We start from the raw sequence: 14,456 nt of genomic DNA on the forward strand, positions 1-14,456 counted from the left end.
CATGGCTAATCTGCGTATTGCGCTGGTGGCGGGTGAGGCTTCCGGTGACATTCTGGGCGCCGGTCTCATGCGTGCGCTCAAGGCTCAGCATCCGGCGGTCGAGTTCATCGGTGTCGGTGGTCCGCTGATGCAGGCTGAAGGCCTGACCTCGTATTTTCCGATGGAACGTCTCTCGGTCATGGGGCTGGTGGAAGTGCTCGGTCGGCTGCGCGAGTTGTTGAAACGCCGCAAGAAGCTGATCGCAGACCTGATCGCCGAGAAACCGGACGTGTTCATCGGTATCGATGCGCCGGATTTCAACCTCAACATCGAACTGAAGCTGCGTCAGGCCGGGATCAAGACCGTGCATTACGTCAGCCCGTCGGTGTGGGCATGGCGGCAGAAGCGGGTGCTGAAGATTCGCGAAGGTTGCGACCTGATGCTGACGCTGTTCCCGTTCGAAGCGAAATTCTATGAAGAGAAGGGCGTGCCGGTGCGGTTTGTCGGTCACACCTTGGCCGATGCGATACCCCTTGAGGCTGATCGTCGCGCCGCACGCGCCGAGCTCGGTTTGCCTGATGGCCCATTGGTCGCGTTGATGCCGGGCAGTCGCGGTGGCGAAGTCGGGCGTCTGGGCGCTTTGTTCCTCGATGCCGCCGAGCGTTTGCGCGCGATGCGCCCTGGCGTGCGGTTCATTATTCCTTGCGCCAGCCCTCAGCGCCGCGCGCAGCTTGAAGAACTGCTGGCCGGTCGCGATCTGCCGCTGACCCTGCTCGACGGCAAGTCCCATCTGGCGCTGGCCGCCTGCGACGCAGTGTTGATTGCCTCCGGAACGGCGACCCTCGAAGCCTTGCTGTACAAGCGTCCGATGGTGGTGGCTTATCGCCTGGCACCGCTGACGTTCTGGATCCTCAAGCGCATGGTGAAAAGCCCTTACGTCTCGTTGCCGAACCTGCTCGCCCAGCGCCTCTTGGTGCCTGAATTGTTACAGGACGATGCAACGGTTGAAGCCTTGGCCCAGACGCTGTCGCCCCTGATCGAAGGTGGCGAAGAGCAGACCCGCGGCTTCGACGAAATTCACCGGACCTTGCGCCTGGATGCCTCCAATCAGGCAGCGGACGCGGTACTGAATCTGATCGGCAAAACACAATGACAAAAGCACAACAGATGGGCCTTGATTTCACCCTGGTCGCCGAAGTCGAAGAGCTGGTTGCCGGTGTTGATGAAGTCGGTCGCGGCCCGCTCTGCGGCGCTGTGGTGACGGCAGCGGTGATCCTCGATCCGAATCGTCCGATCCTTGGCCTCAACGATTCGAAGAAGCTAACTGAAGCCCGCCGCGAAAAGCTCTACGACGAAATCTGCGAAAAAGCCCTGAGCTGGTGCATCGCTCGCGCGGAAGTCGAAGAAATCGACGAGCTGAACATCCTGCATGCCACCATGCTGGCTATGCAGCGTGCGATCGAAGGCCTGCACATTCAGCCAAAACTGGCGATGATCGACGGTAACCGCTGCCCGAAGCTGGCCATGCGCGCTGAAGCCGTGGTCAAGGGCGACAGCAAGGTCCCGGCCATCGCTGCTGCCTCGATTCTGGCCAAGGTCAGCCGCGACCGTGAAATGGCGGCATTCGAACTGATTTACCCGGGTTACGGCATCGGCGGCCATAAAGGCTACCCGACGCCCGTTCATCTGGAAGCGCTGGCACGCTTGGGGCCGACGCCGATTCACCGCCGCTCGTTCGCGCCGGTGCGGTTGGCTTATGAGGCGCGCGAAAGCCTCATGGAGAGTTAGTCGCGAGGCTGATGTTTTCGCCAAGGCCCGGTACAATCCGGGCCTTGTTGTCTTCACGTTTCTAGACAGGATCACTATGCCGGCTTCATTCGTTCACCTACGCCTGCACACTGAATACTCCCTGGTCGACGGTCTGGTGCGGATCAAACCGCTGGTCAAGACCCTGGTCGGCATGAACATGCCTGCCGTAGCGGTCACCGATCAGAACAACATGTGTTCCCTGGTCAAATTCTATAAAGCCTCGATGGGCGCAGGCATCAAGCCGATCTGCGGTGCCGACTTGTGGCTGTCGAACAAGGACCCGGACAACGCCCTGAGCCGTATCAGCCTGCTGGCAATGAACGCTGTCGGCTATCGCAACCTGACCGAGCTGATCTCCCGCGGTTTCATCGACGGCCAGCGTAATGGCTCGATCATCATCGAGCGTGAGTGGGTGGCCGAGGCCAGCGAAGGCTTGATCATGCTGTCGGCGGCGAAGGAAGGCGAAATCGGCCTGGCCATGCTCAGCGGCAATCCGGCGGAAGCGGAAAAACTGGCACGCGAATGGATGGCGGTGTTCCCGGATCGTTTCTACCTGGAAATCCAGCGCACCAACCGCCCCAACGACGAAGAGCAGTTGCACGGCGCCGTGGCCCTGGCCGAGAAAATCGGCGCGCCATTGGTGGCGACCAACGACGTGCGCTTCATCAAGCAGGAAGACTTCGCCGCTCACGAAACCCGCGTCTGCATCGGTGAGGGCCGCGCCCTCGACGATCCGCGGCGTTCGAAGAATTACAGCGATCAGCAATACCTCAAAAGCGCCGAGGAAATGGCCGAGCTGTTCAGCGACATTCCCGAGGCGCTGGAAAACACCGTCGAGATCGCCAAGCGTTGCAACATCGAAGTGAAGCTGGGCACGCACTTCCTGCCCAACTTCCCGATTCCCGATGGCATGACCATCGACGAATATTTCCGCAAAGTGTCCTTCGATGGTCTGGAAGAGCGCCTCAGCGTTCTGCTGCCCAAGGACACCACCGAAGACTATGAAGCCAAGCGCCAGGTCTACGTCGACCGGTTGAATTTCGAGCTGGATATCATCATCCAGATGGGCTTCCCCGGTTACTTCCTGATCGTGATGGACTTTATCCAGTGGGCCAAGAGCAACGGCGTGCCGGTAGGTCCTGGCCGTGGGTCGGGTGCCGGGTCGCTGGTGGCCTATGTGCAGAAAATCACCGACCTCGACCCGCTGGAATATGACCTGCTGTTCGAACGGTTCCTCAACCCGGAACGGGTTTCCATGCCCGACTTCGACGTCGACTTCTGCATGGACGGTCGCGACCGCGTGATCGACTACGTGGCCGAGAAATACGGGCGCAACGCGGTAAGCCAGATCATCACTTTCGGTTCCATGGCCGCCAAGGCTGTGGTCCGTGACGTGGCGCGGGTACAGGGCAAGTCCTACGGGCTGGCGGATCGTCTGTCGAAGATGATTCCGTTCGAAGTCGGCATGACCCTGGAAAAAGCCTACGAACAGGAAGAAATCCTCCGCGACTTCATCAAGGTCGATGAAGAAGCCGCGGAAATCTGGGAAATGGCGCGCAAGCTTGAAGGCGTCGTGCGTAACGTCGGTAAACACGCCGGTGGTGTGGTTATCGCGCCGACCAAGCTGACCGACTTCTCGCCGATCTATTGCGACGAGGCCGGTGACGGCCTGGTAACCCAGTTCGACAAGGACGACGTTGAAGCCGCCGGTCTGGTGAAGTTCGACTTCCTCGGTCTGCGGACCCTGACAGTTATCGACTGGGCGCTGAAAACCATCAACCGCGACCGCGCCAAGGTCAACGAGCCACCGCTGGACATCGCGTTCATTCCGCTGGACGACAAGCCGACCTACACGCTGCTGCAAAAAGCGGAAACCACCGCGGTGTTCCAGCTCGAGTCGCGGGGCATGAAGGAGCTGATCAAAAAGCTCAAGCCCGACTGCTTGGAAGACTTGATCGCACTGGTGGCCCTGTTCCGTCCGGGCCCTTTGCAATCCGGCATGGTTGACGACTTTATCAACCGTAAGCACGGCCGCGCCGAACTCGCGTACCCGCACTCGGATTACCAGTACGAAGGCCTGAAACCGGTACTGGCACCGACTTACGGCATCATCCTGTATCAGGAACAGGTGATGCAGATCGCCCAGGTCATGGCCGGTTACACCCTCGGCGGTGCGGACATGCTGCGGCGGGCCATGGGTAAGAAAAAGCCCGAAGAAATGGCCAAGCAGCGCGGCGGTTTCATTGAAGGTTGCAAGACCAACAATATCGAAGCCGACCTGGCCGGTAACATTTTCGACCTGGTAGAGAAATTCGCCGGTTACGGCTTCAACAAATCCCACTCCGCCGCCTACGGGCTGGTGTCGTACCAGACCGCGTGGCTGAAAACGCACTACCCGGCGCCGTTCATGGCCGCGGTACTGTCGGCGGATATGCACAACACCGACAAGGTCGTGACCTTGATCGAAGAAATTCGCACCATGAAGCTGCGTCTCGACGCGCCGGATGTGAATACTTCGGAGTTCAAGTTCACGGTGAACGACGAAGGCCGCATCATTTACGGCCTCGGCGCGATCAAGGGTGTGGGCGAAGGCCCGGTGGAGGCGATTACTGAGGCGCGTCAGGACGGTCCGTTCAAGGATCTGTTCGATTTCTGTGCCCGTGTCGACCTCAAGCGCATCAACAAGCGCACCCTCGACGGTTTGATCCGCAGCGGTGCGCTGGATCGTCTGGGCCCGTATTTCCATGACGAACCGAAAGCGTATCAAGCGAGCATCGACCAGAACCGCGCAGTGCTGCTGAATGCGATGGAAGGGGCGATCAAGGCCGCTGAACAAACCGCTCGCACCCACGACAGTGGTCACGCCGATCTGTTTGGCGGGCTGTTCGTCGAGGCGGACGCCGACGTCTACGCCAATCACCGCAAGGCGAAAGAGCTGACCCTGAAGGAGCGCCTGAAAGGGGAGAAAGACACCCTGGGCCTGTACCTGACCGGTCACCCGATCGACGAATACGAAGGTGAAATCCGCCGTTTTGCCCGTCAGCGCATCATCGACCTGAAGCCGGCTCGCGATACACAGACCGTCGCGGGCATGATCATCGCCCTGCGTGTGATGAAGAACAAAAAGGGCGACAAGATGGGGTTCATCACCCTTGACGATCGTTCTGGGCGGATCGAAGCTTCGTTGTTTGCCGATGCGTTCCATTCGGCGCAGTCGCTGTTGCAGACTGATGCGATGGTTGTTGTCGAGGGCGAAGTCAGCAACGACGATTTCTCCGGCGGTTTGCGCCTGCGGGTCAAGCGGGTGATGAGCATGGAAGATGCGCGCACCAACCTGGCCGAAAGTCTGCGCTTGAAGCTGCAGACCAAGGATTTGAAAGGCGATCAGCTACGCTGGCTGGGTGAGCTGTTCAAACGTCACCGAGGTGCGTGCCCGATCACCATGGAGTACACGAGCCCCGATGCGAAGGCCTTGCTGCAGTTCGGCGAGACCTGGCGAATCGACCCGGCGGATGCGTTGATTCAAGCCTTGCGTGACCAGTTCGGGCGAGACAACGTCTTCCTCCAATACCGTTGACGGTCAGGTAGCAACTGAACGCCCTGATCTCGACCTGAATTTTTAATCTCGACCTGAACGCGCCTCTCCCTTAAGGTAGGGCGCGAATAGACAACCGGCCGGCCCAAGCTCTCTTGGACGTCGACCCAAGACGGACGCCTATGAACCCGAATTTTCTAGATTTCGAACAGCCGATCGCCGACCTGCAAGCCAAGATCGAAGAGTTGCGCTTGGTCGGTAACGACAATTCGCTGAATATCGGCGATGAGATCTCCCGCCTGCAAGACAAAAGCAGCACGCTGACCGAAGACATCTTCGGCAAGCTGACCAGCTGGCAGATCGCGCGTCTGGCGCGTCACCCGAAACGTCCATACACCCTGGACTACATCGAACACATCTTCACCGAGTTCGACGAGCTGCACGGCGACCGTCACTTCTCTGACGACGCTGCCATCGTTGGCGGCGTGGCCCGTCTGGATGACCAGCCGGTGATGATCATCGGTCACCAGAAAGGCCGCGAAGTGCGCGAGAAGGTTCGCCGCAACTTCGGCATGCCGCGTCCGGAAGGCTATCGCAAGGCGTGCCGCCTGATGGAAATGGCCGAGCGCTTCAAAATGCCGATCCTGACCTTCATCGACACGCCGGGTGCTTACCCGGGCATCGACGCTGAAGAGCGCAACCAGAGCGAAGCGATTGCCTGGAACCTGCGTGTCATGGCTCGCCTGAAAACCCCGATCATTGCCACCGTCATCGGTGAAGGTGGTTCCGGTGGTGCACTGGCAATCGGCGTGTGCGATCAGTTGAACATGCTGCAGTACTCGACCTACGCGGTGATCTCGCCGGAAGGTTGTGCGTCGATTCTGTGGAAAACCGCCGAAAAAGCGCCGGATGCCGCAGAAGCCATGGGCATCACCGCTGAGCGCCTGAAAGGCCTGGGCATCGTTGACAAAGTGATCGGCGAACCTCTGGGCGGCGCTCATCGCGACCCGGTGGCGGCCGCTGCATCGATCCGTGCCGAGTTGACCTCGCAACTCGCGATGCTGAAGAAGTTCGATAACGAAGCGCTGCTCAAGCGCCGTTACGAGCGACTGATGAGCTACGGTCTCTGAGATTGACGCAGTACTAATGTAGGAGCCGGCTTGCTGGCGATGGCGGCCGGAAGGCCGGCGGTGTCTGACCGATCCCATCGCCAGCAAGCCGGCTCCTACATTTGATCTTCACAGGTATTGAATCTGTAGTTCTGTTCCGGATTGCGGTGGTATTTGAGATGAGACCCAGACCGGACCTCCCCGCCAATCTTCTGCAAGCCCTGAACCCGTGGCGCAATGCTGCGAAATGGCACGTCGCCTTTTCCGGTGGACTCGACTCCACTGTCCTTTTGCACCTTCTCGCCCATCTCGCCAAAACCGAACACCTCCCTGAGCTGAAAGCTATTCACATTCATCACGGACTTCAGTCTGCGGCGGACGCGTGGCCGGAACATTGCCAGTCAGTCTGTGATGCGCTGGGAATACCGCTACAGGTCGTTCACGTCCAGGTTCAGCCCGGCGCCAGCCTTGAACGGGCAGCCCGTGACGCGCGTTATGGCGCGTTCATCGAGGCTACTCAAGCCAATGAAGTGCTGCTGACCGCCCAGCATCGTGATGATCAGGCGGAAACCCTGTTGTTCCGATTGCTGCGTGGGGCAGGGGTGAGAGGGTTGTCAGGGATGCCACGTCAACGTGTGTTGGGCAAAGGGCATCTGCTGCGACCCTTGCTCGATGTCACGCGAGCAGAGTTGGAGGGTTACGCGAACCAGTACTCATTGAGCTGGATCGAGGATCCTTCCAATCAGGATCGACGTTTCTCGCGTAATTACTTGCGCAATCAGGTGTTCCCGGTGCTGACCGAACGTTGGCCTCAAGCGATGGCGACGATGGCTCGCAGCGCCGCGCACCTTGGCGAAGCGCAGGAACTGCTCGATGAGTTGGCGCAAATCGATCTGGCCCAGGCCAGCTCCATCAGTGAATTCGATTGGCTGGGTGTGCCGTCACTTGAGCTTTCTACGCTTGCCAGCCTGTCCGCCGCTCGCCAGCGAAATGCAGTGAGTCACTGGCTCTCGGCACTGACCCGTTTACCGGATAGCGACCATTGGTCGGGTTGGGAAGATTTTCGTGATGCTGCCGCGGATGCCTCTCCGGTCTGGCGCTTGGCCGATGGCGAATTGCATCGGGCGAACGGGCGGATCTGGTGGCTGTCGGGCTGCTGGCTGCGAACGCCGCCGCCCGCGCCTGATTGGCCTGATCCCTCGCTATCGCTGGTGTTGCCGGATAACGGCGTGCTCTCGCTCACCGGTCAAACCCCCGATGGCCCGCTGCATATCCGCTATCGTGAAGGGGGCGAGGTCATGAGTCTGCCCGAGCGCGGCCATCGTGATCTGAAGCGTTTGCTCAACGAACGTGGCGTCCCGGGCTTCGTCCGTGGCAGATTGCCGCTGCTCTATCAGGGCGAGCAATTGCTGGCGGTGGCGAGGCTGCGAGGCTTGAATGGCAGTGAGCAGGACGGCTGGAATTTGCATTGGCAACCACCGAACGAAGATCAAGGTTTGAGCTGAAAGGGGCTTTCCGGTAGACTACGCTCCCTTCTTGATACAACTTCTGTGGATTCGCCTGAATTGCAGGAGTTGCCGATTACCAAGCAGTCTTTGCTGGGCGATTCCAAAAAATGTGTAGCGAGCAACGTACCGGTGTTTCATCTTCCGGTCTGTCCCAACGCGGCGGTTTTTTTGAAAGGTGCACTGTGATTAATGCAGGTGATCGGGGGCTTCGGCCTTCCTTCGCTTTCCCCGGCGGCTCGGACCGCTTTAACGCAGACTTCTAGGGTTTTTCATGACGCGCTACATATTCGTCACGGGCGGTGTTGTTTCTTCATTGGGGAAAGGCATTGCATCGGCTTCATTGGCGGCCATCCTGGAGGCGCGGGGACTTAAGGTCACCATGCTGAAGCTGGATCCGTACATCAACGTCGATCCGGGCACCATGAGCCCGTTCCAGCACGGTGAAGTGTTCGTCACCCACGACGGCGCCGAGACCGACCTGGACCTGGGTCACTATGAGCGGTTCATCCGCACGACCATGACCCAGAACAACAACTTCACCACCGGCCGTGTCTACGAACACGTCCTGCGCAAAGAGCGCCGTGGTGATTACCTGGGCGCGACCATCCAGGTGATCCCGCACATCACCGACGAAATCAAGCGCCGGATCATCAAGGGCGCCGGCGATGCCGACGTGGCCATGGTCGAGATCGGTGGCACCGTGGGTGACATCGAATCCCAACCGTTCCTCGAAGCCATCCGCCAGCTGCGTTTCGAAGTCGGCGCCAAGCGCGCGATGCTGATGCACCTGACACTGGTGCCGTACATCGCCACTGCCGGCGAAACCAAAACCAAGCCAACCCAGCACTCGGTCAAGGAGCTGCGCTCCATCGGCCTGCAACCTGACGTGCTGGTGTGCCGCTCCGATCACCCGATCGACATCTCCTCGCGTCGCAAGATCGCTCAGTTCACCAACGTTGAAGAACGTGCGGTGATCGCGCTGGAAGACGCCGACACCATCTACAAGATCCCGGGCATCCTGCATTCGCAAGGCCTGGATGATTTTGTGGTCGAGCGTTTCGGTCTGCAATGCGGCGGCGCTGATCTGTCCGAGTGGGAAGCCGTGGTTGACGCCAAGCTCAATCCTGAGCACGAAGTCACCATCGCCATGGTCGGCAAGTACATGGAATTGCTGGACGCCTACAAGTCGCTGATCGAAGCGATGAGTCACGCCGGCATCAGCAACCGCACCAAGGTCAACCTGCGCTACATCGATTCCGAAGACATCGAAAACCAGGGCACTGCGCTGCTGGAAGGCGTCGACGCGATTCTGGTTCCGGGCGGCTTCGGTCTGCGCGGCGTGGAAGGCAAGATCACCGCCGTCCAGTACGCTCGCGAAAACAAGGTTCCGTACCTCGGCATTTGCCTGGGCATGCAAGTGGCGGTCATCGAGTTCGCTCGTAACGTCATGGGCTGGAAAGATGCCAACTCCACCGAGTTCGATCGTGCAAGCGGTCACCCGGTCGTGGGTCTGATCACCGAGTGGGAAGACGCCACCGGCGCCGTCGAAACCCGTACCGAAACGTCCGATCTGGGCGGCACCATGCGTCTCGGCGCGCAGGATTGCCTGCTGGAGCCGGGTTCCCTGGTTCACGGCTGCTACGGCAAGGACGTGATCGTCGAGCGTCACCGTCACCGCTACGAAGTGAACAACAACCTGCTGCCGCAAATCATGGAAGCCGGCCTGAAAATCTCCGGTCGCTCCGGTGATGGCGCGCTGGTTGAAGTGGTCGAAGCCCCGGATCATCCATGGTTCGTCGCTTGCCAGTTCCACCCTGAGTTCACCTCGACGCCACGCGACGGTCACCCGTTGTTCAGCGGCTTCGTCAAAGCAGCTTTGGCTCAACACCAGAAGAAGGCTTGAACCTTATGGCGCAGAAGATCATCCGCGTAGGCGATATCGAGATTGCCAACGACAAGCCAATGGTGCTTTTCGGTGGCATGAACGTGCTGGAAAGCCGCGACATGGCGATGCAGGTCTGCGAAGAATACGTGAAGGTCACCGAGAAACTCGGTATCCCTTACGTGTTCAAGGCCAGCTTCGACAAGGCCAACCGTTCCTCCGTGACCTCTTACCGTGGCCCCGGCCTGGAAGAGGGCATGCGGATTTTCCAGGACATCAAGCAAGCCTTCGGCGTGCCGATCATCACCGACGTCCACGAGCCTGAACAGGCTGCGGTCGTCGCTGAAGTCTGCGACATCATCCAGCTGCCGGCCTTCCTGTCGCGCCAGACCGACCTCGTGGTCGCGATGGCCAAGACTGGTGCGGTGATCAACATCAAGAAAGCCCAGTTCCTCGCACCTCAGGAAATGAAACACATCCTGAACAAGTGCGTGGAAGCGGGTAACGATCAGTTGATCCTCTGCGAGCGTGGTTCTAGCTTCGGCTACAACAACCTGGTGGTCGACATGCTTGGCTTCGGCATCATGAAGCAGTTCGAGTACCCGGTGTTCTTCGACGTGACCCACGCGCTGCAAATGCCTGGCGGTCGTGCCGATTCCGCCGGCGGTCGTCGCGCCCAGGTCCTCGATCTGGCGAAAGCCGGGATCAGCCAGTCACTGGCCGGTCTGTTCCTCGAAGCACACCCGGACCCGGACAACGCCAAATGCGACGGCCCTTGCGCCTTGCGTCTGGACAAACTGGAGCCATTCCTGGCCCAGCTCAAAGCTTTGGACGAACTGGTGAAGAGTTTTCCGACGGTAGAAACCGCGTAATCCTCATTTCTCCGGTAAAGTACCGCACGATTTGTTGCTCAGGCCCTCGGGCCTGAGCCTTATCGTCCGCAAGTCTGCCCGTTGCACATCACTTGCCGGCGATAAAAGATTTCCTTCAGCTGCGTCGTTTTCGTCAACTTTGGAGTGTTTACAACAATGGCAAAAATCGTCGACATCAAAGGTCGTGAAGTTCTCGACTCCCGTGGCAACCCCACCGTGGAAGCGGACGTGCTTCTCGATAACGGCATCATCGGCAGCGCTTGCGCGCCGTCCGGTGCTTCCACTGGCTCGCGTGAAGCGCTCGAGCTGCGTGATGGCGACAAGAGCCGTTACCTGGGCAAAGGCGTTCTGAAAGCCGTCGCCAACATCAACGGTCCGATCCGCGACCTGTTGAAAGGTACAGATCCGAGCGACCAGAAAGCGCTGGATCACGCGATGATCAAGCTGGACGGTACTGAAAACAAAGGCTCCCTGGGCGCCAACGCGATCCTCGCCGTTTCCCTGGCCGCGGCCAAGGCAGCAGCTCAGGACCAGGACCTGCCGCTGTACGCACACATCGCCAACCTGAACGGTACCCCGGGTGTTTACTCGATGCCGGTTCCGATGATGAACATCATCAACGGCGGCGAGCACGCCGATAACAACGTCGACATCCAGGAATTCATGGTTCAGCCGGTTGGCGCCAAGTCTTTCTCGGAAGGTCTGCGCATGGGCACCGAGATTTTCCATCACCTCAAAGCTGTGTTGAAGGCCCGTGGCCTGAGCACTGCCGTCGGTGACGAAGGTGGTTTCGCACCGAACCTGGCTTCCAACGAAGACGCTTTGAAAGTGATCTCCGAAGCCGTGGCCAACGCCGGTTACAAGCTGGGCACCGACGTGACCCTGGCACTGGACTGCGCGGCCAGCGAGTTCTACGAAGACGGCAAGTACAACCTGTCCGGCGAAGGCCAGGTATTCACCGCTGAAGGTTTCGCCGATTACCTGAAAGGCCTGACCGAGCGTTACCCGATCATCTCCATCGAAGATGGCCTGGACGAGTCCGACTGGGCTGGCTGGAAAATCCTCACCGACAAGATCGGTGAGAAAACCCAGCTGGTAGGCGACGACCTGTTCGTAACCAACACCAAGATCCTGAAAGAAGGCATCGATAAAAAGATCGCCAACTCGATCCTGATCAAGTTCAACCAGATCGGCACCCTGACCGAAACCCTGGAAGCCATCCAGATGGCCAAGGCCGCTGGTTACACCGCCGTGATCTCGCACCGCTCCGGCGAAACCGAAGATTCGACCATTGCCGACCTGGCTGTGGGCACTTCGGCTGGCCAGATCAAGACCGGCTCCCTGTGCCGTTCCGACCGCGTTTCCAAGTACAACCAACTGCTGCGCATCGAAGAGCAGTTGAACGGCAAAGCCAAGTACAACGGTCGCAGCGAGTTCCGCGGCTGATTGCTATAAGGTAAAAAAGACACCGGATTGTGTCGGAAAAATCGCGACAGCGACGTTTTTGCCACTAATCTGATGCCTTAAGAGCACAAGCCTGGATTTTCCAGGCTTCGTGCTATCAGAAGCTTCAAAGTTTTGGCATGGCTGTCTTTTTTCACTGGATACCTGATATTCGATGCGCAGTCCCAATTGGTTGTTCCTCGTCTTGCTCTTGTTGCTGGCTGGCCTGCAATACCGCCTGTGGGTGGGTAATGGCAGTCTGGCGCAAGTGGCCGAGCTGACTCAGCAGATCGCGGATCAACACGCAGAGAACGAAGGCCTGCTGGAGCGCAATCGGGTCATGGACGCCGAAGTCAGTGAATTGAAAAAAGGCATGGAGACCGTTGAAGAGCGGGCTCGCCATGAGTTGGGCATGGTCAAGGACGGTGAAACCCTTTACCAGTTGGCTCAATGAATTCCTCGTTACCGGCCTTCTGGGCCGTTATCCCTGCCGCGGGCGTCGGTGCCCGTATGGCCGCAGACCGTCCCAAGCAATACTTGCACCTGGGCGGGCGCACTATTCTTGAACACAGCCTTGGCTGTTTCCTTGATCATCCTTCCCTGAAGGGACTGGTGGTCAGTCTGGCTGTTGATGATCCTTATTGGCCCAATCTGGCATGCGCCGGCGATTCGCGTATTCAACGCGTTGACGGTGGCGCCGAGCGTTCCGGGTCGGTGCTCAATGCCTTGCTGCACTTGCATGCGTTGGGTGCGGACGATGAGGATTGGGTGTTGGTCCACGATGCTGCGCGGCCGAATCTGAGCCGCGATGATCTGGACAAGTTGCTGGTTGAGCTGGCTGACGATCCGGTCGGCGGGCTACTGGCGGTTCCGGCACGCGATACCCTGAAGCGGGTCGACAAGCACGGTCGTGTCGTTGAAACCGTGGACCGCAGCGTGATCTGGCAGGCGTATACGCCGCAGATGTTTCGACTTGGCGCGTTGCATCGGGCGTTGGCGGACAGTCTGGTGGCGGATGCTGTTATCACTGATGAAGCGTCGGCGATGGAGTGGGCTGGTTTATCGCCACGCCTTATCGAAGGGCGTTCCGACAATCTCAAGGTCACACGTCCCGAAGATCTTGAATGGCTGAGACAGCGCTGGGCTAACCGCCGCTGATTGACTTGGGGTCAGTGTTATCCCCGATCGCGAGCAGGCTCACTCCTACAGGGTTCAACGGTGTACACAAGATGTGTGTTCGTCCCCGTCCACTGTAGGAGTGAGACCGGCTTGCCGGCGATAGCGGTAGTCCAGGCACTCGATTTCTTCCTGGCACGCCAGCAACCGTCTAGCTTCGATACTCCGGCCGCTCAGCCAATCCTTCCTTCAAATAATCCACCAACTTGCGCACCTTCGGCGACAGATGCCGCTGCTGTGGATAAAGCGCCCAAACGGCAGTATTCGGCGGCTGATGAGCCTCCAGCAGCGAAATCAAATCCCCGGTTTTCAGATGCTCCAGCACGTAGTAATCCGGCAACTGACAGAGCCCGACGCCCTGTAACGCCGCATCCAGCACTGCTTGCCCACTGTTGCAACGCCAGTTTCCCTGCACACGTTGGGAAAATTCCCTCCCGTTCTGTTCCAGTTGCCACAGGTCCGAACTACCGATGAGGCAGTTGTGGCGGCTCAATTCCGACAAGCTATGTGGGCGACCATACCGTTCCAGGTAGGACGGCGACGCACACAAATACATGCGTCGCGGTGCCAGTCGCGTGGCGACCAGTCGTGAGTCCTGAAGGCGGCCGAGGCGGATCGCTAGATCCAGGCCTTCATGTACCAGATCGAGTTGCCGGTTGCTCAGCTCGATATCAATCCGCAGTTGTGGATAAAGCCCCATGAACCGCGTCACCAGCGGGACGATAAAGCGCTCGCCGTAGGCCACCGCGCAGGTCATGCGCAACATGCCTTTGGGCTCGCTGGTCAGGTCGCCGACGGCTCTGAGTGCTTCTTCACGACCGTCCTGCAACCGTTGGCAATGCTGCAAAAACGTTTGCCCGGCTTCGGTCAGCGTGACTCGCCGGGTGCTGCGGTACAGCAGGCGCGTCTGAAGGCGTTCTTCGAGGCGTACTATTTGGCGACTGATGTGGGAGGAAGACACCCCTAGACGCTCCGCCGCCGCCGTAAATTGGCTGCACTCGGCCACGGCGACGAACTCGTCGATACCTTCCCAGCGGTTCTCGGACATTAACGATTATCCCTGTGTGGCAATAATGTTTTGCTTTTGTTCGGATTATTCACCGTAAGGCGCTGTATTACACTCACTGTCTCGTTTTATTCACT

At 59.0% G+C, this 14,456-nt stretch carries 11 protein-coding genes; 10 read left to right on the top strand and 1 reads right to left on the bottom strand.

Going from position 1 to position 14,456, the window contains the following annotated elements; genetic code table 11:
* Nucleotide 1: 1 nt before the first annotated feature.
* From lpxB to ispD, 10 genes are all read left to right on the top strand, one after another.
* A complete protein-coding gene (gene lpxB, locus IB254_RS14995; protein WP_008028984.1) occupies nucleotides 2–1,132 on the top strand; it encodes a lipid-A-disaccharide synthase in 1,131 nt (376 codons plus the stop codon).
* Entirely contained in the window at nucleotides 1,129–1,767 is a 639-nt protein-coding gene (gene rnhB / locus IB254_RS15000) for a ribonuclease HII (protein WP_150630806.1), read from the top strand. The genes lpxB and rnhB overlap by 4 nt, the downstream gene beginning before the upstream one ends.
* A gap of 76 nt (nucleotides 1,768–1,843) precedes the next feature.
* On the top strand, nucleotides 1,844–5,365 hold the full coding sequence (gene dnaE, locus IB254_RS15005) for a DNA polymerase III subunit alpha (RefSeq protein ID WP_192417912.1): 3,522 nt from the start codon (nucleotides 1,844–1,846) through the stop codon (nucleotides 5,363–5,365).
* A 140-nt stretch (nucleotides 5,366–5,505) separates the two neighbouring features.
* The gene (locus IB254_RS15010) at nucleotides 5,506–6,453 is read left to right on the top strand and encodes an acetyl-CoA carboxylase carboxyltransferase subunit alpha (RefSeq protein WP_008028987.1); all 948 of its coding nucleotides are present in this window, start codon (nucleotides 5,506–5,508) and stop codon (nucleotides 6,451–6,453) included.
* Nucleotides 6,454–6,611: 158 nt separating this feature from the next.
* Nucleotides 6,612–7,937 (top strand): tRNA lysidine(34) synthetase TilS, encoded by a 1,326-nt coding sequence (gene tilS / locus IB254_RS15015; RefSeq protein WP_192417913.1) that lies wholly within the window; start codon nucleotides 6,612–6,614, stop codon nucleotides 7,935–7,937.
* Between the two features lie 274 nt (nucleotides 7,938–8,211).
* Nucleotides 8,212–9,843: a CTP synthase gene (locus IB254_RS15020; RefSeq protein ID WP_056720956.1), complete on the top strand. Its 1,632-nt coding sequence runs from the start codon at nucleotides 8,212–8,214 to the stop codon at nucleotides 9,841–9,843.
* Nucleotides 9,844–9,848: 5 nt separating this feature from the next.
* The gene (gene kdsA, locus IB254_RS15025) at nucleotides 9,849–10,694 is read left to right on the top strand and encodes a 3-deoxy-8-phosphooctulonate synthase (protein WP_008028990.1); all 846 of its coding nucleotides are present in this window, start codon (nucleotides 9,849–9,851) and stop codon (nucleotides 10,692–10,694) included.
* Nucleotides 10,695–10,850: 156 nt separating this feature from the next.
* Nucleotides 10,851–12,140 carry a phosphopyruvate hydratase gene (eno, locus tag IB254_RS15030; protein WP_008039408.1) on the top strand — a complete coding sequence of 430 codons (1,290 nt, stop codon included), beginning with the start codon at nucleotides 10,851–10,853 and terminating at the stop codon, nucleotides 12,138–12,140.
* A 172-nt stretch (nucleotides 12,141–12,312) separates the two neighbouring features.
* Nucleotides 12,313–12,591: a cell division protein FtsB gene (gene ftsB / locus IB254_RS15035; RefSeq protein ID WP_008028992.1), complete on the top strand. Its 279-nt coding sequence runs from the start codon at nucleotides 12,313–12,315 to the stop codon at nucleotides 12,589–12,591.
* Nucleotides 12,588–13,295 (top strand): 2-C-methyl-D-erythritol 4-phosphate cytidylyltransferase, encoded by a 708-nt coding sequence (gene ispD, locus IB254_RS15040; protein ID WP_192417914.1) that lies wholly within the window; start codon nucleotides 12,588–12,590, stop codon nucleotides 13,293–13,295. Before ftsB ends, ispD begins: the two co-directional genes overlap by 4 nt.
* Before the next feature lie 169 nt (nucleotides 13,296–13,464).
* Here the strand turns inward: ispD and IB254_RS15045 are convergent, their stop codons facing one another.
* Nucleotides 13,465–14,361 (bottom strand): LysR substrate-binding domain-containing protein, encoded by an 897-nt coding sequence (locus IB254_RS15045; protein WP_008028998.1) that lies wholly within the window; start codon nucleotides 14,359–14,361, stop codon nucleotides 13,465–13,467.
* Between the last annotated feature and the right edge of the window lie 95 nt (nucleotides 14,362–14,456).

The sequence above is a fragment of the Pseudomonas sp. PDM03 genome (genome assembly GCF_014852385.1).
Classification (GTDB): Bacteria; Pseudomonadota; Gammaproteobacteria; order Pseudomonadales; family Pseudomonadaceae; genus Aquipseudomonas; species Aquipseudomonas migulae.

Excerpts from the sequence above, each read along its gene's own strand:
- ispD (WP_192417914.1), top strand. The coding sequence starts at position 12,588 with ATGAATTCCTCGTTACCGGCCTTCTGGGCCGTTATCCCTGCCGCGGGC.
- IB254_RS15020 (WP_056720956.1), top strand. The coding sequence starts at position 8,212 with ATGACGCGCTACATATTCGTCACGGGCGGTGTTGTTTCTTCATTGGGG.
- IB254_RS15010 (WP_008028987.1), top strand. The coding sequence starts at position 5,506 with ATGAACCCGAATTTTCTAGATTTCGAACAGCCGATCGCCGACCTGCAA.
- tilS (WP_192417913.1), top strand. The coding sequence starts at position 6,612 with ATGAGACCCAGACCGGACCTCCCCGCCAATCTTCTGCAAGCCCTGAAC.
- eno (WP_008039408.1), top strand. The coding sequence starts at position 10,851 with ATGGCAAAAATCGTCGACATCAAAGGTCGTGAAGTTCTCGACTCCCGT.
- dnaE (WP_192417912.1), top strand. The coding sequence starts at position 1,844 with ATGCCGGCTTCATTCGTTCACCTACGCCTGCACACTGAATACTCCCTG.
- lpxB (WP_008028984.1), top strand. The coding sequence starts at position 2 with ATGGCTAATCTGCGTATTGCGCTGGTGGCGGGTGAGGCTTCCGGTGAC.
- rnhB (WP_150630806.1), top strand. The coding sequence starts at position 1,129 with ATGACAAAAGCACAACAGATGGGCCTTGATTTCACCCTGGTCGCCGAA.
- ftsB (WP_008028992.1), top strand. The coding sequence starts at position 12,313 with ATGCGCAGTCCCAATTGGTTGTTCCTCGTCTTGCTCTTGTTGCTGGCT.
- IB254_RS15045 (WP_008028998.1), bottom strand. The coding sequence starts at position 14,361 with ATGTCCGAGAACCGCTGGGAAGGTATCGACGAGTTCGTCGCCGTGGCC.
- kdsA (WP_008028990.1), top strand. The coding sequence starts at position 9,849 with ATGGCGCAGAAGATCATCCGCGTAGGCGATATCGAGATTGCCAACGAC.